This window comes from Nocardia rhamnosiphila NBRC 108938, assembly GCF_000720425.1.
GTDB lineage: Bacteria > Actinomycetota > Actinomycetes > Mycobacteriales > Mycobacteriaceae > Nocardia > Nocardia rhamnosiphila.
On the sequence record NZ_JOAJ01000001.1, the window covers coordinates 1,617,307 to 1,639,765 of the forward strand.

Here is a 22,459-nt window from a genome sequence, read left to right on the forward strand (position 1 = left end):
CGTGTCCGGGTCAGGCGCCCCCTCGGGGTAAAGCGGAGAAACGCACCGCGGTACCCGGGCGGGCCTGGGCGAGCCGGTCGATGTCGCGTTCGGTCACCACGCCGATCACCGGATATCCCCCGGTGACAGGGTGATCGGCCAGGAAGACGATCGGCTCGCCCGACGGTGGGATCTGAACGGCGCCCAGCGCCATCCCCTCACTCGGCAGGTCCACCGATCCGATGGTCAGCGGGACACCGCTGACCCGGACGCCGACGCGATCGGCGGAATTGCCGACGGCCCAGCACCGCGTGGTGAAGGCCGCGCGGTCCGCGGGAGAGAAGAGCCGGTCGCGCGGTCCCCAATGAAAGCGCAGGACGAGGGGCCCCGGTTCGGTGCGTGGCGTGACCAGCTCCAGCGGTACGTCCGGCAGTACACCGTAGGCGTCGCCCAGCGAGAGTCGATCACCGGGCCGCAGCGGGCGCGGGCCGAGCCCGGACAGGCAATCGGCCGAGGCGGAACCGAAGACCAGACCGGCCTCGATACCGCCCTGGACGGCCAGATAGGTCCGGAGACCCCACTTCGAAAACCCCAGCCGAAGCTGTTGTCCCGCCCGCAGCAGGGTCCGCGGTTCGGATACCGGCCGACCATCGATCCGGAGGTCGGTGGGTGCCCCGGCGACCGCGATCATCCGGTCGGTGGACAGCGCGACGGTCAATCCCCCGAACATCGACTCGATCACCGGCGCCCCCGCGACATTGCCGAGCAGGCGGTTGGCCAGCATCAGACTCGACCGGTCCGCGCCGCCGGACGTCGTGATCCCCAGATGGGCGAAACCGGGCCGGCCGAGGTCCTGGACGGTGGAGGCGGGACCGGGCTCGACGACCGTCACCACGGCGTCACGATCAGCGGGCGCACGGCCGGCGCGATCGGCGAGGACGGCGGTCACCGCGCCACCGCCCGGAAGACCACCCGGTCGCCCACGGCCAGGCGGCTCGGCTGTTCGGACTCGGGATCCCACAGGATTTCGGAGGTGGAACCGATCAGATGCCAACCGCCCGGCGTTCCCCCCGGGTAGACGACCGTCTGCGTTCCGGCGATCGCGACCAGGCCGCGCTCCACGCGTGGGCGCGGCGAGGTGCGGCGCGGGAGTTTCAGGGACTCGGGCAGTCCGTCGATATAGGCGAAACCCGGTGCGAACCCGAAGAATCCGACGCGGTGCTCGGCGCCCGCATGTGCCTCGATGACCTCGTCGACGCTGCAGTCGAGCGTTCGGGCGACACCGGCCAGGTCCTCCCCGTCGTAGCGCACGGGAACGATCACCGGGTCGCGGTCGGCCGGGACCGCGCACTCGGCGTCGGCCGTGTCGATCAGGTGCCGGATACGGGTCGCCAGGGGACCCATATCCGCGGAGCTGTGCGCGCGGAAGAGAACCGAGCGGGCGGCCGGAACGATATCCTGCACCAGGCAGGACCAGGTCTGACGGCGCGCCGAGGCGACCACCGATGCGATCTTGTCCGGCGCCAGATCCACCATCCAGCCCCGGTCCCCCGCCCGGAGCAGGTCCACGCCGGTCATCACCGCGCCCCGATCGGAGCCGGCGCAACACCGTTGCGCTCCAACGTCGCGCGGGTCTCGCGCGCGATCGCCACGGCGCCCGGGGTGTCGCTGTGGACACAGAGCGCGACCGCCGGAGCCCGCTCGGGTAGCACGGTCGCCCGGACGCCGTCGACCGAGACGACCTTGCCGGTATCGACCATCTCCCAGGCCCGCGACGCGGCCGCACCAGGATCGACGAGCAGAGCGCCGGGATGACTGCGCGCGACGAGCAGACCCTGGTCGGTGTATCCGCGATCGACGAAAATCTCCGCGTGCGGGGTCAGGCCGGCGGTCACGGCGAACTCCCACACCCAGGTCCCGTACTGGCACAGCACCGGCAGGCTGCGGTCGACCAGTCCGACCGCCTCGACGATCGCCGCCGCGTGCCCTTCGTGGCGCGCCGCGGCGTTGTAGAGCGCGCCGTGCGCCTTGACATAGGTGACCTCCGTACCGGAGATCCGGGCGAAGGCCTGCAGGGCGCCGATCTGATAGACGATGTCGTTCACCAGGCTGGGCGCCGGCACATCGATGAACCTGCGCCCGAAACCGGCCAGATCGCGGTAGGACACCTGAGCTCCGAGGGAAACCCCCAGTTCGGCGGCCGTATCGCAGGTGCGCCGCAGAATATCCGGATCGCCCGCGTGGAAACCGCAGGCGACATTGGCCGCGGTCACCTCCTTCAGCAGGGGCGACTCGTCCGGTACGCCCCACACCCCGAAACCCTCGCCCACGTCGGTGTTGATGGACACCTTCGGCGCGGTCATCAGGTGCGCTCCGCCCAATAGGAGCGCATCTCGTCGCGCGAGTTCTCCCAGGCGCGGTGCAGACCGGTCTGGCCGCCCTCGATATGGGCGAGGATCTGCTCGGCGAGCGCCTCGGCATTGCCGTCCACGAGCGCCTGCACCATCGCCTTGTGCTCGTCCTGCACCCGGTCGTACGCGCAGGTCCGGTGGACATAGAAGCGCGAGTACGGCTCGAGCCGGTGGTACATCTGCGAGATGGTCTCGTACCGCAACGGCAGTCGCGACAGCCGGTACATATCCAGGTGGAAGGCGAGGTTGGTGCGTGACCACGAATCGGCGCCCGTCTCGGCCACCTTGTCCATCTGCTCGGCCATCGCCGCGAAACGCGAGATATCCCGGCGGGATACGCGTTCGGTCACATGCTCGGCGAAGCTGGGCTCGATCAGCCGGCGCAGGTCGTCGATCTCCTCGATATCCAGTGCGGTGACGAAGGTGCCGCGGCCGGGCAGCGATCGGAGCAATCCCTCACCGGCCAGTGTGCGGATGGCCTCACGCAGCGGGATACGTGACACACCGAATCGGTCGGCCAGTTCTTCCTGTACCAGGCGGTGACCCGGCGGATAGATGCCCTCGACGATCGACATCCGCAGGCGGGACGTGAGGTCCTCACCCTCGAATTCGAAGTCCTGTGACGTAGACGACATATCCACTGTATACACTGAATGCAGACCCGAAATCCAGCCTCTTCGGCGAATCCGCCGGTTTGTTTACACGAACGACCCGCGGCGTAACACCGAACCCCTCGGGCGCGCGATCACCGGCCTGCACCGCCCCGTCTCGCCGTCGCGAGCGCGGGAGCACCGCACGTTTTCAGAAGCGCCCCGCCGGCCCGGCGCCGAGAATCGGTGCGAACTCGACTTCGAGGAGCATCATGCGAAGCCATACTTGGGGCCGCCTCCTGCTGGGCGCGGCCGCGCTCCTGCACCTCCTCCCCGCTGTCGCCGTGTTCTCGGTGGAACGGGCGGCTGCGGCATACGGGATCGATCCCGGCGGCGCCGACCTGCGGCTGCTGCTCCGGCACCGGGGGCTGCTGTTCGCGATCCTGGGAGTGGCTTTGATCGTCGCGGTGTTCCGGCCCCGGCTGCGCTCCGCCGCCATCGGGGCCAACGCGGTGAGTATGGCGGGATTCGTGGCATTGCTGCCGGCCGAGGGCCCGGTGGGCCCCGAGTTGCTGCGCGTCGCGGCCGTGGACGCCGGTGGCCTGGTACTCCTGGCCGGCGCCGCGGCCCTCCTTCTCCGGAACCAGCGCACAGAGGGCCGCCCGGTCAGCCGACCGGCAACCCACTGAGGATCGGCACGAAACCCCAGTCCATGAGGCGTGCGGCGTCGCCCGCCGCGGCGGCCAGGTCGTCGGGTGAGCTGTTCAGGACCACGCCGATCAGCCGCTGCGCACCCCGGGAGGCTTCGAACAACAGGCAGGTCCCGGCAGCGTCCGTGGACCCGGTCTTGATCCCGGTGGTGCCCGGATAATCACGGAGCAGCCCGTTGGTGGTCTCCCAGACGTGGTCCCGGTTCGCGGGACCGGCGGGCAGGTGGTGGACCTGCGATCCGACGATTTCCCGGAAGACCGGATCGGCCATCGCGTGCCGACCGAGCCGTACCAGCTCCGCCGGAGTGGAGTACGTGGCGAAATCATCGGGGGCCGGCAGGCCGCTGGGATCGCTGAAATGCGTGTTCGGCATCCCCAGCCGCTGCGCAGCGGCGTTCATCCGGGCAATGAAAGCGTCCTGACCCGGTCCGAATGCCTCGGCCAGGGCATAGGCGGCGTCGCAGCCCGAAGGCAGCATCATCGCGTACAGCAGCTGACGCGCGGTCAGCACCTCCCCGGGAACCAGACCGGCGGTACTTCCGCCGTAGGCGGCCGCATAGTCGACGGCCGCTCGCGGCACCGTGACCGGACGCTCGAGATCACCCGATTCGAGTACGACCACCGCCGTCATCACCTTGGTGATACTGGCGATCGGGACGCGGATATCAGGCTGCCGCGACCACACGATCAATCCGGTACCGGCCTCCGCCAGCGCCGCCGCCGGCGCCCGCACTCCCTCCGGTTGCAGTGTCAGCGGAAACGGAAGCTGAGCCGAGCCGCCGGGAACCGGGGCCGCCGCAGCGGTAGGCGCGAAAACGACGAGTATTCCGGCGACGACCGCCGTCAGTACACGGACATAGGTTCGCATCGCCACATTGTGGCCGCCGACCTCCTCGAACAGCGGGATTTGCGATGGGAGTCGCGGTTGCTCACCCGGCCGGCCGGGGCCGGACGCGGCAGCCCCCGGCCGCGGCGGCGCGCGGAGCCGTCAGGCGTCCTGCCTGATCTCCGCGAAGCTCGCCCACTGGACCTCGGCGATATCGTTCGCCTCGTCGTTGAAGGTCGTATCGATCCACTCGAGGATCTGGTCCTCCACTTTCCGCAATACCGACTCCGGCGCATCGACCGGGGAGGTCATCTCGAGCGAGAAGTAGGTGCGGTCACCCGGATCCTGGCCGGGGTGCTCCTCGGCCCACTCCCGGCGCATCCGCTGTTCGCCTTCGGCCTTCGGCGCCAGTTCTGTTCTGGCCTCGGCGAATTCGGGAAACTTCGCCAATTCACCGGCCGCGGCCGACCGCACGGAGTCGGCTTGCGCGGGTGTGCAGTACAGCTGGACAACCAGATAGCTACTCACGCTACCGGCCACATCCTCTCGGTTGATCACATGACAGGGCCGCTCGTCCACCGGACCGGTGAACTCGCGTGCACGGCAGCATATCCCGGCCCCCGCCCGCCGTCCGCGTCGGCTTTCGCGACAGCAGTCGGCATGCGTGGCGCGAAGATCGACCACATCGATCGGCGAGGCTGCATCCAGTACGAACCACCGTCCGCGCCGACCAGCAGAATCGGCGCCTTCGCGGGGGCGCGACCGTCGAGCGGCTCGTCGAATGGATCCTGCCCTCGACTCGAAGGGCTACGTTCCGGCGAGTGACCGTTCAGCCGGGCCGATGCGGCCGGTTGTCGTCGAGCCGGGTGTCCGGCCGGTCGGCGACCGCCGTGAGCAGGCGCCGCGCGAAGGTTTCGAATCCGGCCAGGAAGCCGGCGGGCGCCGTCACGGTGAAACCGGTTTCCAGGAAGGCGAGTGCGCCGACCAGCCACTGCCAGGTGTCCAGCCGGACCGTGACAGCGGTATGCCGGTCGTCGTGCGCGGCGATCTCGGCATGCTGGTAGGCGAGCACATCCGCGACCCGGTCCGGCGGGGCCGCGACCAGCAGATCGACACGTTGCTTGCCGATATCGAGGCCACGCTGCAGGTAGTCGACAGCGGAATCGGCCGGGAGTGGGCGCGGCTCGTACCGGGCACCGGTACGCAGCAACTCGCCGACACGGTCCACCCGGAACACCCGCCAATCCTCCCGACCGGTATCCCAGGCGAGCAGGTACCAGCGCAGGTGTTGATGGATCTGCCGATAGGGGTGGACCCGGCGGGAACTCGTCGCACCGTGGACGTCGGTATAGGTGAAGGTCACGATCTCCCGGTCCGCGCTCGCGGCGGCCAGGGCCGCGAGGTGTTCCGGCGACACCCCGGGCGCGACCTGCCGGCCCGTGTCCAGACCGGCGCGGATCGCCGCCACCCGGGGCCGCAGCCGGGCCGGCAGGAACTGGTCGATCTTGCCGTAGGCGCGGGTCGCGGCGTCGTCGAGCCCGCCGGCGGTCGCGGGGCCGGTGGCGCCGAGCGCGGCCAGGCCGAGCAGGGTGGCGATCGCCTCGTCGTCGTCGAGGAGCAGGGGTGGCATCGTGCGCCCGGCTCGGAGCCGGTAATAGCCGCCCGGGCCCGGACGGGTCTCGACCGGATAGCCGTAACCGCGCAGCCGCTCGATATCCCGGCGCACCGTGCGGGGGCTGCTACCGAGCCGGCGGGCCAGGTCCGCACCCGAGTAGGCGCTCCCGGTCTGCAGTGTCGACAACAGCGCCAGCATTCGTTCGGTCACATCCGCCACCGGTCCGATTCTTCCGGGAATCGCGGTCAGGAGCCGGCCACATCTGTCCATAGCGTCGAATACATGGCTACGAGCAGCATCACCATCCGCGGCGCGCGCACCCACAATCTGGCCGGTCTCGACCTCGATATCCCCCGCCACCGGCTGGTCGTCTTCGTCGGCCGCTCCGGCTCCGGTAAATCGTCACTGGTTTTCGACACCGTGGCGGCGGAGGCCGGCTTCCAGCTCAACGAGACCTATCCGCCCTTCGTGCGCAACCGGTTGCCGAAGTGGGCGCGGCCGCCGGTCGACCGGATCGACGGGGTGTCGCCGGTGGTGGTGATCGATCAGCGGCGCATCGGCGGCAACGCCCGCTCGACAGTCGGCACGATCACCGACACCTGGACGTATCTACGCCTGCTGTACTCCCGGATCGGGGAACCGTGGCTCGGGGAATCCGACCACTTCTCCTTCAACGAACCGGCGGGTATGTGCCCGGCCTGCGCCGGATTGGGCGAGGTCGTGGTGAGCGCCACCGAACGGTTCCTCGACCTCGACAAAAGCCTCGCCGACGGCGCGATTCTGCTGCCCGGATTCGGCCACGGCGGATACTGGTACGACCAGTACGCCGGAATCGGTGTCTTCGACCCCGACGTCCCGCTGCGGGAGTGGGCGGAGACAGCGCGCGACGCGCTGCTGTACGGCGGTTCCGCCGCCGCCCGGCTCGGCCGCCGCCCGCCCAAGGACTACGAGGGAATCGTCGAGCGCTTCGAACGCATTCATCTGCACACCTCCGACAATCTGTCCGAGCGCAAACAGGAGACGATCCGCCGGTTCACCCGCTCCGAATGCTGTCCCGAATGCGGCGGTGACCGGCTGAACGAAGCGTCACGCGCCGTCACCGTGCGGGGCCACACAATCGGTGAGCTGGCCCGAATGGAGGTCGGCGAGCTCGCCGGATTCGTCGCGACCATCAGGGCGCCACAGGTCGCGCCGGTGACCGAGGCGCTCTCCGCCCGGCTGGACGCGATGACCACCATCGGCCTCGGTTACCTCACCCTCGGCCGGGGCACCACGACGCTGTCCGGGGGCGAATCCCAACGAATCAAAACGGTGAAACACCTGGGTTCCAGCCTCATCGAAATGACCTATGTGGTCGACGAACCGACCGTCGGCCTGCATCCCACGGATGTGGAGTCGATGACCCGGCTACTCGCCCGGCTCCGCGACAGCGGCAACAGCGTGCTGGTCGTCGAACACGATCCCGCCGTGATGGCGTGCGCCGATCAGATCGTGGAACTAGGTCCCGGCGCCGGCTCCGAAGGGGGCCGGCTGGTTTTCCAGGGCACGTTCACCGACCTGCGCGCCGCCGGGACACCGACCGCGCGGGCACTGGCGCGGCAGCACAAGACCGCACGCCGGGATCCCCGGCAGGCGACCGGCAAACTCACCGTGGCCGAGGCATACCGTAACAACCTGCGCGGCGTCACCGTCGATATCCCGACCGGCGTGCTGACCGTACTCACCGGGGTCGCGGGCTCCGGGAAATCCAGCCTGGCCGCCGAATTCGCCGCCCGGCACGAGGTGATAGCGCTCGACCAGAAACCGGTGAGCGCCACGCGCCGATCCACTCCGCTCACCTACACCGGCATCGCTCCCGCCATCCGCAAACTCTTCGCCCGGCGCAACCGGGTGGCCGCCGCGCTGTTCAGCGCCAACTCCGCGGGTGGCTGCCCGGACTGCGGCGGACTCGGGGTCGTCTACACCGATCTCGCGTTCCTCAACGGCCAGGAAACCGTCTGCGACACCTGCCACGGGCGACGCTTCACCCCGGAGGCCCTCTCCTACACCGTCGACGGCCTGTCCATCGCCGATATCGACGAGCTCACCGTCGCCGAGGCCCTCGAGCGACTGCCCGAGCCGGCGATCACCCGGGCTCTGGAACGACTCGCCGAAGTCGGCCTCGGCTACCTACGGCTGGGCGAGCCGCTGAGCGGATTGTCCGGCGGCGAATGCCAGCGGGTCAAGATCGCCCGGGAACTCCGGGAAGCCACCCGACCCGCGGTGTATCTGCTGGACGAACCGACCACCGGCCTGCACCCGGCCGATATCGAAACACTGCTGCGGGTGCTCGACGCCCTCGCGGACGCGGGCCACACCGTAGTCGTCATCGAGCACAACCTCGAGGTGATCCGGCACGCGGACTGGCTGATCGATCTCGGCCCGGGCCCGGGCAGACACGGCGGGACGGTGCTCTTCGAAGGACCGGTGACCCACTACACCGGTCACGCGACGCCTACCTCGCGGGCGCTCGATGGTCTCACGTGATGACCGGCCGGTCACGCGATACGAGCCCGGACCGGCAAGCTCGGGGGCGGCAGCTCGCCGGTTCCGCGTGGTCGGCCCGGCGAGCTCTAGACGACGTTCGCGGCGATGAGCAGGTTCCAGATCTTCTCCTGGTCGGCGACCTCCACGCCCAGTTTCGCGGCCTTGGCCAGCTTGCTCTCGCCGACCCCCGCACCGGTGACGAGCAGGTCGGTATTCGCCGACACCGAGGATGCCACGGTGGCACCCGCCCTCTCACAGAGGCGTTGGAATGTCGGGCGGGCGACCTTCTCCCCCGAGCGCGGATCGCTGATCGCGCCGGTGACCACCACCGTTTTACCGTCCAGCGGCGCACCCGCCGCGACGACCGGTGGTAGATCCTCGTCGAGCACGTCCAGACTCACGCCCGCGGCGCGCAACCGCTCCAGTTCCGGACGCAGGCGGGTGAGGTGCTCGACCAGGGAAGCCGCCACCTTCGGGCCGATGTCCTCCACGGCCACGAGTCGTTCCTCGCCCGCGTCGGCGACCTCTTCCAGGGAGCGGAATCCCGCTCGGGCCAAGCGAGCGGCGGTGCCCTCGGAGGCCATCGGGATCGCCAGGCCGATCAGCGCGCGGCGCAGGCCCACCCGGCGGGCGGCGTCGACCGAGTCGATCATGCGCGCGGCCGAGGTCTCGCCGATCCGGTCGAACTCGAGCAGGCGCTCGGTGGTCAGCGTGTAGAAGTCCGAAGGACGCTCCAGGATGCCCGCCTCGGCCAAGCGCTCGATCCACACCTGGCCGAACGCCTCGATATCGGCGGCCGGCCGCGACGCCCAGTGGATGAGCCTGCGTACCGTCTGCGCGGGACAGGCGACATTGGTGCAGAACAGTTCCCGGCTGTTGCCCTGTTCGGTCACCGGCTGCCCGCAGGACGGACAACCGGTGGGCGGCACGATCTCACGCTCGGCGCCGGTACGTTTCGAGGCGTCGAGTACACCGGCCACGAATGGGATCACGTCGCCCGCGCGGCGTACCAGCACGGTGTCACCGACCTTGATATCGCGGGCGCGGATCACCTGCTGATTGGCGAGTGTCGCCTTCGTCACCGTGGTGCCGCCCACGAACACCGGCTCCAGCCAGGCGACCGGGACGATCTTGCCGGTCTTGCCGACGTCCCAGATCACCTCGTTGAGCAATGTGGTCTTCTCCTCGGCGGCGAACTTGAACGCGAGCGCGCCCCGCGGGCTGTTGGACCGGGTCCCGGCCGCGGCGTAGGCGTCGCGGTCGGCCAGTCGCAGCACCGCGCCGTCGATGTCGTAGTCCAGGTCGTTGCGACCCTGTTCGATCACGGTGATCGCCGCCTGCGCCTGCTCGGCATCGGCGCACACCCGCATCTGCGCCCCCGCGATCCCCAGCGCCCGCAGCCCCTCGGCCAGGTCGGCCGCGGCGCCGCCCGCGGAGGTGTCGAGATCGAAACCGAAGAACCGCAGCCGCCGCTCGGCGACCGTGGCCGGGTCCTTCGCCCGCAGTGTGCCCGCCGCGGCATTGCGTGGATTGATCAGCGGTTTGTCCGGGTGCGCGGTGTTGTAGGCGAGGAAGGTCGACCGCAGCATCACCGCCTCACCGCGCACCTCCACCCGCCCCGGGACGTCGATCCGGTCGGGCACCCCGTCGACCAACGCGCGGACCAGCACCGTCACATCGTCACCGGTGGTGCCGTCACCGCGGGTCACGGCACGCACCAACCGCCCGTCCTCGAACACCAGGGCGAGGGACAAACCGTCGAGCTTCGGCATCACCACCACCGACTGCCCGGGAAACCGATCGAAGAACGCCGCGACCTGATCCGGGGTGGTCGCCTTCTCGAGCGACAACATCGGCCGCGAATGCCGGATCGGGGCGTGTAGCACGGCGGGAGCTCCGACCTGCTCCAAGGGGTTCGGGTCGGGTGCGAGATCGGGGTGCGCCTCGATCAGACCCCGTAGCTCGTCCTCGATCGCGTCGTATTCCGCGTCGGCGACCAGCGGCGAGCCGCGGTAATAGGCGTCCCGCAGCGCCACCACACGGTCCGCGAGCTCTTGGATGCGTTCACCGGTTTCCACGAGCCAGACGCTACCGAGCCCCACCGACACCCGGTGGGCCGAGTGGTGGCAGCGCGCCCGGCCGGCACGGCACGCCTGCCCCGATCCGGCTTCAGCGCGCGGACAGCGGTTCCCGGTGCGACCGAGGCGTGCGGTTCACCGCTCAGGGAGTGAGGACGATCCGCCCGAACACCATGCCGAGATCCATCCGGCGATGGGCTTCGGAAGCGAGCTCCAACGGCAGGATCTCGTGCACGACGGCGTGCAGTTCGCCGCGGGCGGCAGCGGCGAACTGCTCGGCCCGGACCGCGTCCCGGGTGGGCACCGGGACGGTATCGAGGCTGAAAGTGGCGAACGACCGGGACTGCTGGAACGCCCCCAGGAGTCGCATGCCGAAATCCGCCGGCGGCAGACCCGCCACCACGCCGGCCAGGACGAAACGCCCGTTCGGTGCGAGGCGGTCGAGGAACGTGGGCAGCTCCGCCCCACCGGCGATATCGATGATCACGTCGTAGGACGGCGGCGCAGCCGGATCTCCTCCCCCGGACCGGTCCAGGACATGTGTCGCGCCGAGGTCGCGGAGCCGATCGCCGCGGGCCGGCGACGAGGTCGTGACCGCGACCGCGCTCGCCCCGGCGCGCACCGCGAGTTCCACCGCCGCGATACCGATACTGCCCGCCGCCCCGCGCACCAGTACGGACTCACCGGGTGCGAAATGCGCGTGGGCGAGCCCGAAGTACGCGACCGGCGCCGCACTGCCCAGCGTCACCGCCGAGACCGGCGACAGGCCGGCCGGGAGCTCGACGATATCGCCGACCCGGGCCACCGCCTGCTCGACATAGCCGCCACCGGTGCCGGTGAATGCCCACACCCGCCGGCCCGTCCACGACCGGTCGACCTCGGCGCCGACCGCGGTCACCGTGCCCGCGACCTCGCTGCCGGGTATCAGCCCCTCGGTGAACCCGTATCCATTGAGTGTCCCGCGCCGGATCACGGCGTCGACGCCACCCACTCCGATCGCCTCGGTCTCGATGACCACCTGACCAGGGGCCGGGACCGGTGCCGGTGTCTCTATCACCGCCATACCGCTCGGGTCGCCGAATCGCCGGATCGCCACTGCTCGCACCGTCGTCTCCTTCTTGTGCTCTCGTTGTCCGAGGTACTGTGGCCGAAAGTAACGGACGCCCCCGTCCACTTCCGTGAAGTGAGAAGCATGCCGGATCGATTGCCTCATATGCTCCGCGCCGACGCCCAGGACAACCGCGACCGGATCCTCGAGGTCGCCCGCGCGCTGTTCGCCGAGAAGGGGATCGACATCACCATGCGCGAGGTCGCGCGCCGGGCCGAGGTCGGGCCCGCCACCCTGTACCGGCGGTTCCCGGCGAAGCAGGCCCTGATCGATGCGGCCTTCGCCGATGAGATGCGATCGTGCCGGCAGATCGTGGAAGACGGCTGCGCCGATGCCGACCCGTGGCGCGGGTTCTGCTCGGTCATCGAACGGATCACCGTGCTCAACGGCCGGAACCAGGGGTTTGTGGACGCGTTCATGTCCGCGAACCCGGAGACCGACAGCTTCGCCGCCCACCGCGTGGCACTGCTCTCGATGCTCGCGGACCTGGCCGGCCGCGCCAAGAAAGCCGGTCGGCTGCGACGGGACTTCGTCATCGACGACCTGGTGCTCGTCCTGCTGACCGGCCGCGGACTGGCCGCGGTGCCACCGGCTCGCCGGGAGACCTCGGCGCGCCGCTTCGCCGCCCTGGTCGTGGATGCGTTCCACGAAACCGGTACGAACCCGGACTCACGTCGGCGGTCGCACACCTTTCCGATCGCTTGATAGACAACGCCGTCGAGGTCTGCGATGACGACGGTGTCGCCGCGCAGCACGCGCGAAATCCTGGATCCGTCCACCAGTACGGTGATCGATATCGTGGCCGAGCAGGGCGCCGACGCCGTCGACGAGGCCGTCCGGGCCGCCGCGCGGCCTTCACGGCGCGTCCGCCCTCCACGGCGAACGGCAGCTCACCGAAGTTCGCGCGGTATGAGCGCGGTGGCGCCGGTCCTCGAACCGCACCGGCAAGACCGGCCCGGGTTCGGCGCCGCTCCGCTCACCGACGCGCGAAGGCGAGACCGCCCGCGACCGCGAGCATGGTGACGCCGGTGCCGCGATCCAGATAGCGTCGGGTGCGGGGCGGCATATCGAACGAGTTGAGGGCTCCACCCACCCCCGCGTACACCGTCGCCGCGACGAACTCGATAACGAGGTAGCCGAGGCCCAGCGCGATCAGCTGCGCAGGTACGGCCCCTGCGGCATGGTCGACGAATTGGGGCAGGAGCGCGGCGAACAACAGCAGCGCCTTGGGATTGGTGAGCGCCACCGTGAACTCCTGCCGGGTCAGCCGGCGGCGTGTCCGGCGCAGTGACGACACGTCCGGCGGCGGGCTGCCGGACGCCTCCGGTGCGCCGGCAGGGCGGCTCCGGTAGAGCATGGAGACGCCGAGGTAGAGCAGATACGCGACGCCACACCATTTCACGGCCGTGAACACCGGCTCGGAGGTGATCAGCAATTCACCCAGCCCCACCGCTGTCGCGAGCACCAGCAACAGGAAAGCCGACAGCCGGCCGGACACGGCCACCAGCGCATCCACCGCGCCCTGCTGCACCGCGTTGCGCAACGACAGCAGTTGGTTCGCGCCGGGAGTGAACGCGATGAGCGGAGCAGCGAGCAGGAACGGCTGCCAGTGGGGAGTCGGCATATCCCCTGTATACAGCCACTTGCCGCGGACGAAAACCGGGCAGTTCAGCGGTAGGCTTCCGCCCGGTCCCACCGGCTCCGGCCGATCCACGAGACCACTACCAGTGCGTGGAGGGTAGGCAGGGCCAACGCCACGGCGAGCCCGGTATGTCCGGCCGTGGCGAGACCGAAGCCGCCCATATCAGGGCGGGCGCGGCCGGCGCCGGTAGCAGCGCATCCCGCGCTACCGCCCCGCGAAGTGATTGACAGCACTTTCCCGGCCTTCTAAGTTATTGAACTAATATCAGTTTGGTTCCTGGAGGTCTCGGTGCCCGCGCTTTCTCGACGAACTCTCGTTCTCGGCTTCGTCGCGGCTGTCGCGGCGATGAGCACGGCCTGCGGCGGCTCCGCGCCGTCGGCGAATCTGCCGGTATCCGGCGAGTGGGCGGAGGTGGTGGCAGCCGCCGAGGCCGAGGGCAGCGTCCACCTCTACTCGACCCAGCACCCGGACAACCTGGCGAAGCTGAAAACAGCGTTCGAGCGGAAGTACCCGCGCATCACCCTGGAGTTCACCCGCGGCACCGATGTGGAGATCAATCCCCGGGTCGAGACCGAGCACCGGACCGGGCGCGGAACCGCCGATGTGCATATGACCTCCGATCCGGTCTGGACGGCCACCGCGGCCGAATCCGGCACATACTCCGTGGAACCGGTCGGCCCGTCCTTCGCCGACCCGGCCTACGGCCGGGAGCGCAGCGTCCGTGGTGACCGGTTCTTCCTGACCAGTGCCGCGGTCTTCGGGCTGGGCTGGAACACCACCGCGTTGCCGCGGGGCCTGGCGACACCGGCGGATCTACTGGATCCCGCACTACGCGGCCGGATCGGCGTGACCAACCCGAGCGGATTCGCCGCGGTGGTGGACCAGTATCAGTTCTTCGACCGCAATTGGGATCCCGACTTCACCGAGAAACTGGCCGCGCAGCAGCCGCGCATCTATCCGAGCGCGCTCGGTGTGGCGCAGGCGTTGAACTCCGGGGAGATCGTGGCGACACCGATGGTGCAACCGCTGGTACGCGAGCAGGCCGCCGGGGCACCGGTCGACTGGAAACTCCCTGGCCCCGCCTGGGGCACACCATGGTACAGCCATGTCCTGGCCTCGGCTCCGCACCCGAACGCCGCACAGGTGCTCGCCGATTTCCTCGTCACCCGAGACGGGCAGACGGCGCTGTCGACCGGCTATGCCGCCGCCCTGCCCGATATCGAGGGCGCCGTGGCACGAGCCCAGGACGTCCCCTTCCCCGATACCGCCGCCCTCACCCCGGACGCCGTCACCCGTTACCAGCAGACATGGCAGGGGATGTTCCAGCGCTGATCACCCGCATGGGCCGGCTCTCGCGACGCCGGGTGGCACGCATCCGCGCCCGGACCGTACGCGCCACGGCGGCGATCGCCTCGCACGCCAGTCACCCGCGAGCCGGGTGGTGATGGTCTCGCGGTGGGGTGAGTTCGTCGACCACCACCAGGTTCCCACCGGATTGTTTGGCGCGATACATGGCGGCGTCGGCGGATTGCAGCAGCCGATCCGGGGTCGGGCGCGGACACCCGGGACAGGCCGCCGCGTCGAAGACCGCGACACCCACACTCGCGGTGACCTCCACCGCGGTCTCCGGTGGGTCGGCGACCGCACGGCGCAGACGTTCGGCCTCGGCGCGCGCGGCCGCCGCGTCCATCGGCGCGGCCACCACGAACTCCTCGCCACCGGTGCGCGCCACCACCGCCGTCTCCCCCGCGGCGGTGTGTAACCGCCGGGCCGTCCGTACCAGGACGGTATCGCCGACACGATGCCCCCAGGTGTCGTTCACGCTCTTGAACCGGTCGAGATCGAAGCTCATGACGCAGATCGCGGGAAACCGGTCGACCAGCAGCGGCAGCCGGATCTCCAGACCCCGGCGGTTCAGCAGTTCGGTCAGCGGGTCCGACAGCGATTCGGTGCGCAACAGCCAGTAGAGGATCTGCAACGCGGGTAGCGCGCTGACCACCGAGACGAACAGCAGCAGGCCGACCGCGCAGGCCAACCGGATATCGCCGCCCCCGAGGGCGATCCGCACCGAGAACACGATCACCGACAGCAACGACCACGCCGAATGCGCTGCCAGGGCCCGCGCACTGTGGAAGAAGCCCAGGTAACTGCCGGTGACCACGAGCAGCACCGCGCCCATCGCCCCGAACAGCCGATCCGGGACCTGGAGGAACTCCATCGTGAACAGCACATCCGCGCCGCCGATCAGCGCCAGCGATTCGGTCTTGCTCGGCCAGGACAGCAACCACCAGCGCAGCGCCCACAGCGTCCCGCACAGCACCCCGACCGTCGAGGCGATGCCGGGATCACCGGCCGGCCCCACCGGCGTGCCCGCGATCACGGCGCCCATCACCGCGATCGCCGCGCCCGCGACGCCGATCAGGACTTTCAGCGGACCCAGCGCCGATCGCGCCGCCAGCGTGCGCACCAGCCAGCCGTAATCGACCGGGTCGTTCCACCAGGCCCGCAGTGTCTTGCTGTCATTCATCGACTCACCCTTGGTCCCGACCGCGTTGCCCACCGTAGCCCGTACCGACTCCCGGATTTCCGGAAATCCAACCGGCCGGTCCGGGCAGTCCAGACCGGACATTATTCCCCGGGCCGGAACGGCCGGAGCAGAGACATCGAGGTGTGGCACGCGAGTCGGCCGGCGCATCGGCAGCCGGCGGCTCCGGCTCCCCGGCTACCCAGGGGCCGGACCCGACCCGAGAGTCCCGGCACTGTGCCCGCTCACCGCATATCCGGCGACCGGGGCCCGGGTACTGATGGACGGGACGGCGTCCGGTCCGGACGGCCGACCGCCTCCCCACCGCAACCGGCCCGCTCGGCGAGTTCCCGCACTGCACCACGGATTCCTGTCGCGAGCACGTCGATATCGGGAGTGGAGTCGTAGTCGCCGGTGATGCCGAACACCAGGTGATCGTGATAGCTGAGGATCGCGATCGCGGTCCGTAGGCGCAGGGCGATCGGCACCGCGGGCAACAGTTCCAGCACCGGCCGGCCCTGCAGGGTGAGCGGGTGCCGGGGACCGGGCACATTGGTCGCCAGCCCCGCGATCCCGTGCTGGGGAAACCGGGCCGCGAGCCGCAGCGTCCACGCCACGGCAGCGAACGGTAGCCCGCGCGCCAACCCGAGAACGAGGTGTTCGGCACGCGGCGCACCGCCCGACTTGTGCGCTTTCATGGTCATATGGATCGCGCGTAGCCGGTCGACCGGGTCGACGCGGCCGACCGGCAGATCGGGCAGCACCGCCGAGACCCGGTTGTCCATGACATATTTCGCGTGTTCGGCACGCATGGAGACCGGAACCAGAATCCGAAGCGGGTGCGCCTCCGGTTCCTCATCGCGCCCGAGCAACAGGTCCCGGTATCCCGCGGTGATCGCGGCCAGGACGACATCGTTGACGGTCACGTGGTAGGCGGCACCGATAGCGGAAACCACCGGCAGCGACAGGCGCACCGCGGTGAACCGGCGCCGGTGCCCGATCGGACCGTTCAGCGACGACACCGGACCCTGCTCGAGAACCGCGGCACCGACCGGAACGAGGCTGCGCACGGCGCCGAACACCGCCGCGGGAAGCTTCGCCCACCCCGTGGTTCCCGCCTGCTTCCGTACCCGGCCGGTGCTGCGGGCCGGCCCATTGTCCACCGGTAGCGCATCGCAGAGGGTCTCGAACACGGCCAGCCCCGATATTCCGTCCACCAGACTGTGATGGGCCTTCAGGATCACCGCCCAGCGATCATCGGCCAAACCCTCCACCGCCACGCACTCCCACAGGGGACGGTCCCGGTCGAGTCGCTCCTCGATCTCGGCTGCCACCAACTCCCACAACGCTCTGTCCCGTCCCGGCCGCGGCACTGCCACCCACCGCAGGTGATGGCCCAGATCGAAAGCCGCGTCGTCTTCCCATTCCGGTGCGGCCATGTCGAGCACGGTGCGACGCACCCGCTGCCGCATCCGGGGCATTCCGGCAATTCGCGTGTTCAGCAGGGCCGCGAACTCCTCGTGTCGCGGCGGCGGGCCGGCCAGCACCGCTGTCACCGCGATGCCCAGACTGATCCGCCGGTCGGCGTCCTCCAACTCGATGAATCCGGTATCGAGCGGCCGTAGCTCGTTCACGATATGCCCGAACGCTCTCCGGAGCGTGCCACCATCCCGTCGTGACGCGGATTCGGTTGCGGGGCGAACGCAGCCACCTTGCGGAAACCGGAGGCCAGGCATTCGGTGAACTCCGGTAGATCCGGCACCGCCGCGGTGTCGGCGTTGATCCCCACCGCGCATGTTCCCATGTGGGAGATGAGCGTCGCGTTGAACGCGGTACCGATGGTCGGCCCGAAGGCGTGTATCCGCTCGACCTCCGCGCCCGCCAGATACAGCGGAACCGGGGAGCCCGCAACATCCGAGGCCACGAAATCGACATGTCTGAGCATCTGCGCGACGGCACCGGCGGGAAGCCGGTTGAACACCGCCGCCACCGCGTTGGACCAGGGGATCGCCGGTTCCCGGCGCCAACGCTCCACGAGGCCACGCACCGCCCACATCAGTTCCCCGACATCGTCGGTGTCGGCGGGAACGGCGAACCTGGCCAGGGTGATGCGATTACCGCCGGGCGGGTCCTCGGCAGTCCGGGTACTGATCGGCACGGTCACCCGAACCCGGGTGAGCGACACGTCGTAACGCCGATGGTAGGAACGCAATCCGAGCAACAGCGCGGTGAGAAAGACGTCGTTGACGGTGCATCCCGCCCGAACCGCGGGCTCCTCCAGCTGGGCGAATGGCACTTCCAGCACGGTCAGCCGCCGGCCGAGTCCACGTCCGATCATCACCGGCGACATGGTCTCGGTAACCGGACGGGCCAGGCGAGCCAGGGAGGAAACCATCGCCGCACCGTCACGTACGGCGCCCACTGGATCGGCCGCGGCACGCACCGATGCGGTGGCGACCGCGGCGGCGCCACCCCGCACCAACCCCCATCCGGCGGACCAGTTCCACGCGAGTACATCGGCGACCGGCGCCGCCCGATGTGGTTCCCGTTCGCGCACCGGTCCGCGTTCGGTGCCCTCCCGGGTGAAGTCCAGTACTTCCGTGGCGATCTGCATACCGCCGACGCCGTCGGTGAGGCTGTGATGAACTTTCAGCACGGCCGCGCTTCCGCCGCCGGGCCGGCCCGACAGCAGCGTGAAGGTCCACAGCGGTCGCACCGGATCGAACGCTGTCATCACCTCGTTGCGGGCGAATTCGAGCACGGCCGCCTGATCCGCCGGTGGCGGCAGCGCGATACGCCGGAGATGCCAGGAGAGATCGAAATTCGGGTCGTACTGCCAGCGCGGCGGGGTGAGCCCGAGCGGCGCCGCGGCCAGTACATGGCGGAAACCGGGCGCGACCCGTGTCCCCCGGTCGAAGACGCGCACCAGCCGGTCCCACTCCGGTTCCGAGTCGAGGACCAGGACCGAGACGATTGTCGACCGCAGCGCGGGATCCTGTTCCATACTCCAGGTGAACAGGTCCGACTGGGTCATATGGGACTCGCGAATGCCCATGCGCAGCCGCTTTCATCGATCGGAGTCGATCCCTGCGGAGTCGACCTCCCTACTGTCGCTCCCGTCACCGCGCGGCCGGCAGAGGCAAAGGTCACCGATTCGGACGAGTGGGTGACGAGCACCGCGCGCAACGACCCGGACCCGCGGTCGCCCGGAGGACTTACGGCCCCGGCACCTCCGACGTCGGGCTCTTGCCCGCAGTTCCGCGTCAGGGGAACGCTGGTCTCACCGGTGCACCCGATCGGGCAGCCGGACAGTTCGAGGCCACGTATTCGGAGGACGTCATGCGTATACCGGGCAACCACGAGTCGTGTCGAGTACCAGCGACTCCCTAGCCATGGACGAACGCCCCGAGGGCGACCGGGTACCTCCGGTGATCCTCGGTACCGACGGCTCGTCCGCGTCGTTGAACGCCGCGCGCTGGGCCGCATACATCGCCGGAGCACTGCACACCCCGCTTCTGGTGGTACACGTCCTTCCACTTCCCGGACACCGGCACGCCGCAGGTGCGCGACCGTGGTTCCACGGGCGCCGCCTCGCGAACCCGGTCCCGATCCCGGACCCGGACGCGGCGGTCGTCGTCCGCCGGACCGCATTGATCATCGGCAGCTGCTCCGCACCCGCCGTCGCGGAGCCGGACACCGAAATCGCCACCGGGTCGGCCACGGTGGTCCTCGTGGAGCGCAGCCGCCGAGCCCGGATGCTGGTGGTGGGTGCCCAGACGGCGTTCGGGGAGAGGCGAACCGGCCCGACGACGACGGGCGTCGTCGCACGGGCATACGCCCCGGTGGCCGTGTGGCGGGGTATGCCGGGCCATCCGATCCCGCGGGAGCGGCCGGTGGTCGCCGCGTTCGACGGCAGTGAGTCGACACTGCCGGCGCTGGTCCAGGGGTTCGAGTTGGCGGAAGCCCTCGGCGCGGGCCTCGAGGTGGTACGCCCTCGGTGCGGTATGCCGGGCGGTCGGTACGGCGCCGCAGCGGTGGTACCCCCGTCCCGGATCGGCGGCTCGACGGCGGGAATGGCCCGCGAACATCCCGCGGTCAGGTCGAGCGAAACCACGGTCTCCGGTTCGCTCGCACATGTCCTGGCGCGCAGATCGGCCACGTCCCAACTTCTGGTCATCGCCGACCGACGCACAACCGGTGCGTCGGCGGCACCCGGGCCGACCGTCATGTTCCTGCTCCGTCATTCGAGGTGCCCGGTGCTCATCTGCCGTCCCCGATGAGCGCACCCGACGCCGGCTCAGCCCGACCCGGTCAGGAAATCGACACACGACCGGATCGTGGCCAGCCTCGGATAATCGCTTTCCTCGATACGCCGGGAGCCGGCGGAAAGGCGTTCGACGAAGGTCAGGAAATCTATCGAATCCAGTTCCAGCGTGCTGCGTAGTTCCTCGTCGGCACCGAGTTCGGCGATCTGCTCGTCGGTGTCGAAGCCGCGCAGCGACGTACGAACCAGACGTTCGGCCTGCTCGGGGTCAGGATCTCGGCTCGCTCATAGATCGCTGCGTGCTCGAGCCGGTCGGCCCGGGTCACCCCCGGCCGCCGACGAAAGGTGTTACCGCAGCCGGTCGACCACTTCCGCGAGCGGGCGGCGGGGCGAGACGGGCACGGCGCCGGCGGCGACTTCCGCCCAGCCGACGCGAATGATCAGTTGTGGGAACCCGATACCGTCGAGTACCTCGCCCTGTACCGCCGCCCGGGTATCCGGCAGTTCCAGGGCCTCGCTCATGGGGCAGGTCGCCATGCCGAGCACGGTCGCCGCGAGCAGTACAGCGCTGCCGGTTTCACCTGCCCGCAGGCGGGACAGACGATCGTCGGCAGGGGTGTGGATCAGGAGGAGACTGCCGCCCTGGGTCATCTCCTGCACCCCGGATTCGCTGAGGGTGGCTTCCGCGAATTCCCGGGTGAACGGATCGTCGTCCGCGACCGGTACCGCATTGCGCGCGGGTACGCCGTCGGCCGACGCGTGCCGCCCGCTCCACATCGACAGCTCGGCCCGGTACGACGGGTCGCGGCGATGCTGTCCGGCCGCCCGGGTGAATGCCGACATCAGGGTGGAGCGCCCCGGGCCGGTAGTGATCTCCCGCACCTCGGCGCCCTCCTCGGTACCCGCGGCCAGTAGCGTGGCCAGATCGGCGGGCGGAGTCTCCCACGACGAAACCCGTCGGCGATCGGTATGCCTGCGGTTGATCGCACGGGCCAGTTCCTCGTCCTCCGCGGTCGGCGTCACGCGGGCGAACTCGATCGCGGCCAGATGCGCCGGATCCGCGGGATTCGGAATGCGGTGCACGATCGTCCGCCACCCCAGAGACCTGGCCGCGACCCGGAAATGGTGCAGCGCGGCCCCGCAACTGAGGATCTCGTCGCGCCCGTCCGGATCCGCGCAGGCCAGCCGCCGGCTCTCGTCGGCGTACAAGTGCACTGTCCGGTCACCCACCCGCCACTGCCAAGGTTGCGTATTGTGCACCGACGGGGCGCGAACGGCCAGCGCGAGGGCGGCGCGGACGGCCTCGGCGTCGGGGTGGATCCCGGTCATAACAGGTCCTCACTTTCGAATCGGTCCGCGCCCTCGGCCCGGAGAAAGCTGCGGCGCCTACACACCCCGGCCCTCGGGGTGGTCGCGGGCAGGTGTTCGCCTCTCAGCTTCGCGGCCGCCCGAGCGCGCCGAGACAGGCGAAGGTCACCTGTCGAAGTGTCCTCCGGCAGTACCTCCACAGGCTCGTGCCGTAGGCCCGGCGCGAGCCCCGGCCCGCGCTCGGGTCCATGGTCCCGGCGGCGGGGGTATCAGGACCCTCCTCCCGTACCGCGACTCGTTGGACCCTGAGGACATGACACCGAAGCGCCCGCATATCGCAGTCCTCTATGCCACCGAAGAGGGTTCCACCCGTGATATCGCCGAATACGTCGCGGCCGATCTCGAGGAGCGCAGCGCCGAAGTCGAACTGCACGATATCGACCACGCGCCCGACCCGTCCCGGTTCGACACCGTGATCCTGGGCAGCGCCATCCACGACATGGACTTCCTCCCGGCGGCCGCCGACTATCTACGCCATCACCGCGACCAGCTCGCCACCACCGACCTCCGGCTGTTCGGGGTGGGCCTCGGCCCGGCCCTGCGCGGCCCCCTCGGCCGCCGGCTGGGCAGGCTGGTCCCGCCGAAGATCAGCGCACTGTGCAAGGAGGTCGCCGCCCGGGACTACCGGGCGTTCGCCGGGCACTACGAACGCGCGGGGGTGTCGTTCAAGGCCCGTGCCCTCTACCGGCTCATGGGGGGCGGACGCTACGGCGATTTGCGCGACTGGCCCGCGATCATCGCCTGGTCCACGGCCCTCGGTGACTCGCTCGGCCTGCCCCGCGCCCGCGTCACCGTCATTCATCCCTGAGACATCGCTG

Annotated in this window: 20 protein-coding genes; 6 read left to right on the forward strand and 14 right to left on the reverse strand. The window is 69.7% G+C overall.

Annotation, left to right across the window (positions count from 1 at the left end; all coding sequences use genetic code 11):
* Positions 1–10 precede the first annotated feature (10 nt).
* Genes IG75_RS0107410 through IG75_RS0107425 form a run of 4 tightly spaced genes read right to left on the reverse strand, consistent with a single transcriptional unit; the run spans position 11 to position 3,025 of the window.
* Positions 11–928 carry a 5-oxoprolinase subunit C family protein gene (locus tag IG75_RS0107410; protein ID WP_245713054.1) on the reverse strand — a complete coding sequence of 306 codons (918 nt, stop codon included), beginning with the start codon at positions 926–928 and terminating at the stop codon, positions 11–13.
* The gene (locus IG75_RS0107415; protein ID WP_030520413.1) at positions 925–1,557 is read right to left on the reverse strand and encodes a 5-oxoprolinase subunit B family protein; all 633 of its coding nucleotides are present in this window, start codon (positions 1,555–1,557) and stop codon (positions 925–927) included. The genes IG75_RS0107410 and IG75_RS0107415 overlap by 4 nt, the downstream gene beginning before the upstream one ends.
* Positions 1,557–2,342 (reverse strand): LamB/YcsF family protein, encoded by a 786-nt coding sequence (locus IG75_RS0107420; RefSeq protein WP_030520414.1) that lies wholly within the window; start codon positions 2,340–2,342, stop codon positions 1,557–1,559. The genes IG75_RS0107415 and IG75_RS0107420 overlap by 1 nt, the downstream gene beginning before the upstream one ends.
* Positions 2,342–3,025 carry a GntR family transcriptional regulator gene (locus IG75_RS0107425; RefSeq protein WP_156060975.1) on the reverse strand — a complete coding sequence of 228 codons (684 nt, stop codon included), beginning with the start codon at positions 3,023–3,025 and terminating at the stop codon, positions 2,342–2,344. The genes IG75_RS0107420 and IG75_RS0107425 overlap by 1 nt, the downstream gene beginning before the upstream one ends.
* Before the next feature lie 227 nt (positions 3,026–3,252).
* On the opposite strand from IG75_RS0107425, the gene IG75_RS0107430 reads away from it, so the two are divergent.
* The gene (locus tag IG75_RS0107430) at positions 3,253–3,669 is read left to right on the forward strand and encodes a hypothetical protein (protein ID WP_051714306.1); all 417 of its coding nucleotides are present in this window, start codon (positions 3,253–3,255) and stop codon (positions 3,667–3,669) included.
* Here IG75_RS0107430 and IG75_RS0107435 read toward each other — a convergent pair.
* The 3 genes from IG75_RS0107435 to IG75_RS0107445 all read right to left on the reverse strand — a co-directional run bounded on the left by IG75_RS0107435 (position 3,647) and on the right by IG75_RS0107445 (position 6,350).
* Positions 3,647–4,558 carry a D-alanyl-D-alanine carboxypeptidase family protein gene (locus tag IG75_RS0107435; RefSeq protein WP_030520417.1) on the reverse strand — a complete coding sequence of 304 codons (912 nt, stop codon included), beginning with the start codon at positions 4,556–4,558 and terminating at the stop codon, positions 3,647–3,649. The genes IG75_RS0107430 and IG75_RS0107435 overlap by 23 nt on opposite strands.
* 120 nt (positions 4,559–4,678) lie before the next feature.
* Entirely contained in the window at positions 4,679–5,044 is a 366-nt protein-coding gene (locus tag IG75_RS0107440; RefSeq protein WP_156058699.1) for a hypothetical protein, read from the reverse strand.
* A 301-nt stretch (positions 5,045–5,345) separates the two neighbouring features.
* The gene (locus IG75_RS0107445; RefSeq protein ID WP_051714408.1) at positions 5,346–6,350 is read right to left on the reverse strand and encodes a helix-turn-helix transcriptional regulator; all 1,005 of its coding nucleotides are present in this window, start codon (positions 6,348–6,350) and stop codon (positions 5,346–5,348) included.
* 63 nt (positions 6,351–6,413) lie between these two features.
* Here IG75_RS0107445 and IG75_RS0107450 point away from each other — a divergent pair, with 63 nt between their 5' ends.
* Positions 6,414–8,657, forward strand: coding sequence for an ATP-binding cassette domain-containing protein (locus IG75_RS0107450; RefSeq protein ID WP_030520420.1), 2,244 nt, complete (start codon positions 6,414–6,416; stop codon positions 8,655–8,657).
* An 86-nt stretch (positions 8,658–8,743) separates the two neighbouring features.
* Here the strand turns inward: IG75_RS0107450 and ligA are convergent, their stop codons facing one another.
* Together ligA and IG75_RS0107460 are read right to left on the reverse strand one after the other, a co-directional pair.
* Entirely contained in the window at positions 8,744–10,735 is a 1,992-nt protein-coding gene (ligA, locus tag IG75_RS0107455; RefSeq protein ID WP_030520421.1) for an NAD-dependent DNA ligase LigA, read from the reverse strand.
* Between the two features lie 142 nt (positions 10,736–10,877).
* Positions 10,878–11,840, reverse strand: a complete 963-nt coding sequence (locus IG75_RS0107460) for a zinc-binding dehydrogenase (RefSeq protein WP_030520422.1) — start codon at positions 11,838–11,840, stop codon at positions 10,878–10,880.
* 87 nt (positions 11,841–11,927) lie between these two features.
* Here IG75_RS0107460 and IG75_RS0107465 point away from each other — a divergent pair, with 87 nt between their 5' ends.
* Entirely contained in the window at positions 11,928–12,548 is a 621-nt protein-coding gene (locus tag IG75_RS0107465) for a TetR/AcrR family transcriptional regulator (protein ID WP_030520423.1), read from the forward strand.
* A 271-nt stretch (positions 12,549–12,819) separates the two neighbouring features.
* Here the strand turns inward: IG75_RS0107465 and IG75_RS0107475 are convergent, their stop codons facing one another.
* A complete protein-coding gene (locus tag IG75_RS0107475) occupies positions 12,820–13,467 on the reverse strand; it encodes a LysE family translocator (protein WP_030520425.1) in 648 nt (215 codons plus the stop codon).
* Positions 13,468–13,830: 363 nt separating this feature from the next.
* Here IG75_RS0107475 and IG75_RS0107485 point away from each other — a divergent pair, with 363 nt between their 5' ends.
* Positions 13,831–14,817, forward strand: a complete 987-nt coding sequence (locus IG75_RS0107485; RefSeq protein ID WP_051714307.1) for an ABC transporter substrate-binding protein — start codon at positions 13,831–13,833, stop codon at positions 14,815–14,817.
* A gap of 91 nt (positions 14,818–14,908) precedes the next feature.
* On the opposite strand, the gene IG75_RS0107490 is transcribed toward IG75_RS0107485, so the two are convergent.
* From IG75_RS0107490 to IG75_RS0107500, 3 genes are all read right to left on the reverse strand, one after another.
* Positions 14,909–16,012 (reverse strand): GGDEF domain-containing protein, encoded by a 1,104-nt coding sequence (locus IG75_RS0107490; RefSeq protein WP_162183778.1) that lies wholly within the window; start codon positions 16,010–16,012, stop codon positions 14,909–14,911.
* Between the two features lie 242 nt (positions 16,013–16,254).
* Positions 16,255–17,643 carry a wax ester/triacylglycerol synthase family O-acyltransferase gene (locus IG75_RS0107495; protein ID WP_063834095.1) on the reverse strand — a complete coding sequence of 463 codons (1,389 nt, stop codon included), beginning with the start codon at positions 17,641–17,643 and terminating at the stop codon, positions 16,255–16,257.
* Positions 17,640–19,064: a wax ester/triacylglycerol synthase domain-containing protein gene (locus IG75_RS0107500; protein ID WP_063834096.1), complete on the reverse strand. Its 1,425-nt coding sequence runs from the start codon at positions 19,062–19,064 to the stop codon at positions 17,640–17,642. The genes IG75_RS0107495 and IG75_RS0107500 overlap by 4 nt, the downstream gene beginning before the upstream one ends.
* Before the next feature lie 337 nt (positions 19,065–19,401).
* Between IG75_RS0107500 and IG75_RS0107505 the strand changes: the two genes are divergently transcribed.
* The gene (locus IG75_RS0107505) at positions 19,402–20,289 is read left to right on the forward strand and encodes a universal stress protein (RefSeq protein ID WP_030520430.1); all 888 of its coding nucleotides are present in this window, start codon (positions 19,402–19,404) and stop codon (positions 20,287–20,289) included.
* Positions 20,290–20,621: 332 nt separating this feature from the next.
* Here the strand turns inward: IG75_RS0107505 and IG75_RS0107510 are convergent, their stop codons facing one another.
* Positions 20,622–21,602 (reverse strand): Acg family FMN-binding oxidoreductase, encoded by a 981-nt coding sequence (locus IG75_RS0107510; protein ID WP_030520431.1) that lies wholly within the window; start codon positions 21,600–21,602, stop codon positions 20,622–20,624.
* Between the two features lie 292 nt (positions 21,603–21,894).
* Here IG75_RS0107510 and IG75_RS0107515 point away from each other — a divergent pair, with 292 nt between their 5' ends.
* Positions 21,895–22,449, forward strand: coding sequence for a flavodoxin domain-containing protein (locus IG75_RS0107515; RefSeq protein ID WP_030520432.1), 555 nt, complete (start codon positions 21,895–21,897; stop codon positions 22,447–22,449).
* Positions 22,450–22,459: the final 10 nt, after the last annotated feature.